The organism is Oleiphilus sp. HI0079, assembly GCF_001635105.1.
The window spans coordinates 1-2,251 of record NZ_LWFT01000760.1 but is presented as its reverse complement, the minus strand read 5'-3'; the positions used below and the strand labels follow the sequence as shown (position 1 = coordinate 2,251).

Genomic DNA, 2,251 nt, shown 5'->3' with positions numbered 1-2,251 from the left:
CTGCACTTCGATAAAACCGCCTTTATCGGTCATCACGACGTTCATATCTGTTTCCGCAGCAGAATCTTCAGGATAATCTAAATCCAACACAGCAGCACCCTCATAGATTCCGACCGAAATCGCCGCAATCTTTTGCTTTAAAGGGGACTCTTTTAGTTTGCCCGCAGCAACGATCGAGTTCAAAGCCAAACCAAGTGCAACACAGCCACCTGTAATCGATGCCGTACGAGTACCACCATCAGCCTGAATGACATCACAATCAATCGTAATGGTTCTTTCGCCAAGCTTTTCCAGATCAACTGCCGCGCGCAGTGAGCGCCCAATCAAGCGCTGAATCTCAACCGTTCGCCCGCCTTGCTTGCCTCTCGCCGCTTCACGTCCCATTCTAGAGCCCGTAGAACGTGGCAACATACCATACTCAGCAGTGATCCAACCTTGACCAGCCCCTTTCAAAAAACGCGGCACAGACTCCTCTATCGAGGCGGTACAAATCACTTTTGTATCGCCGAACTCCACCAACACAGACCCCTCTGCGTGTTTGGTGTAACCCGTCGTTAGTTTGATATCACGTGCTTGATCTAACGCTCTTCCGCTTGGACGCATGTATTTTCCTTTTCTCTCATAATGACAAATTTGAAGTAGCGCGAGTTTAACATTATCTTCAATAGCTCGCGCTACGACTTTCAACTATGATTTGCCGAGCCCCAAAACACCTTACTAAGGAGACTCCATGTTAAAAAGTATGACTGCGTTCGCGCGGCAGGAACTAAGCACCCCAAGCGGCACGCTTACCTGGGAGATACGCAGCGTCAATCATCGCTACTTGGAGCCCAACTTTCGTATACCTGAGCAATTCCGAGAAGCGGAAAGTCAGCTAAGGGAACTCCTTCGCAAAAAACTCGCTCGCGGGAAGCTCGATTGCAACCTCAAATGGCAAGCAAGTGACCATGTTGATGACGGCATTTCTCTCAATACAGAAACACTGCTTCAGCTCAGCTCAGCGCTCGATCAAATTTCACAAAGCGTCCCACAAAGCGCGGCACCGAATGCGCTAGACATTTTGCAATGGCCAGGCGTGGTTGATCACAAAGAAGAAGATAGAGCCGAACAAATCAAGCAATGCGTACAAGCATTTGCAAGCGCACTGGATATTCTGATTGAAAACCGGCTCCGAGAAGGACAACAACTGGAGCCTCTGTTTAACGATCGATTAAACAAAATTGACGACATCGTCAAACAGGTGCGCGCGCTTCTTCCTCAAATACTTGAACAACAACGACAAAACCTGAACAAACGTTTTGAAGAGCTCTCGGTTGATCTCGACCCGCAGCGACTGGAGCAGGAAATGGTTGTTTTGGCTCAAAAGTCTGATGTCGATGAAGAGCTCGATCGCCTTGACGCCCACGTGCAAGAGGTGAGGAAAGTTCTTTCCAAGAAAGAGCCTGTCGGACGCAGGCTCGATTTTCTAATGCAAGAACTCAATCGCGAAGCCAATACACTTTCATCCAAGTCAATTGTGACAGATACGACCAAAGCCGCTGTAGAGCTAAAAGTACTGATTGAACAAATGCGTGAGCAAGTGCAGAATATCGAATAAATAAAATAAATAGGGTTTTTAACCCTCTTTTTTGCAGCCAATCACTCAAATATGCGGGCATCCTCGTACGCAAGCTTTGCCCTCAAGCGATTAGTTAAAATGCGAGCGAGCAAACAATGTCCGACCGTAAATTCAGCTTGAGAACAAGCCGACAAAAGCTTGGCAATGTTACTTTAGTTTTGCTCTGCTGCTTATGGGCGACACTAGCCCACTGCGATGACAGCACTCCTGACGAAAGCATATACCAAACGACCAATACCGCATCCGAGTGGCCTAAGGGCGCTTTACCGAAGTCCTTGGAGGAAAACCCCTTAAGGATATCTCTATTTGACCCGCAAAACGGGGAAGATAAAGAGCGCCTATGGTCACAAACAAAACTGGTCTTTGGCCTAGGCGTCGGCGTAGCCGGCTTCATCGCCATGCTGCCTCCAGAAATTTCAAACTGGGACAGAAGCGATGACAAGCTTTTAAGAAAGTGGTGGGACAACGTTAGCGAAGGGCCCGTATGGGATCGCGATGTTTGGTATATCAACTATATCGGACATCCCTATTTTGGTGGCGTGTATTATCAAGTTGCGCGCAAATCCGGCTACCGTCAATGGGACTCTTTCATGTATTCGTTCATGATGTCCACGTTTTATTGGGAGTACGGGT

The 2,251-nt window shown here is 48.0% G+C and carries 3 protein-coding genes; 2 read left to right on the top strand and 1 reads right to left on the bottom strand.

The annotated features are described in order from the left end of the window. On the bottom strand, positions 1-603 hold a 603-nt coding region (gene rph / locus A3750_RS14180; protein WP_068548386.1), incomplete at its 3' end, for a ribonuclease PH. A 127-nt stretch (positions 604-730) separates the two neighbouring features. Here rph and A3750_RS14175 point away from each other — a divergent pair. Together A3750_RS14175 and A3750_RS14170 are read left to right on the top strand one after the other, a co-directional pair. Further along, a complete protein-coding gene (locus A3750_RS14175) occupies positions 731-1,597 on the top strand; it encodes a YicC/YloC family endoribonuclease (protein ID WP_068548385.1) in 867 nt (288 codons plus the stop codon). 116 nt (positions 1,598-1,713) lie between these two features. Beyond that, the coding region (locus A3750_RS14170; protein ID WP_156498594.1) for a DUF3943 domain-containing protein at positions 1,714-2,251 on the top strand (538 nt) is incomplete at its 3' end.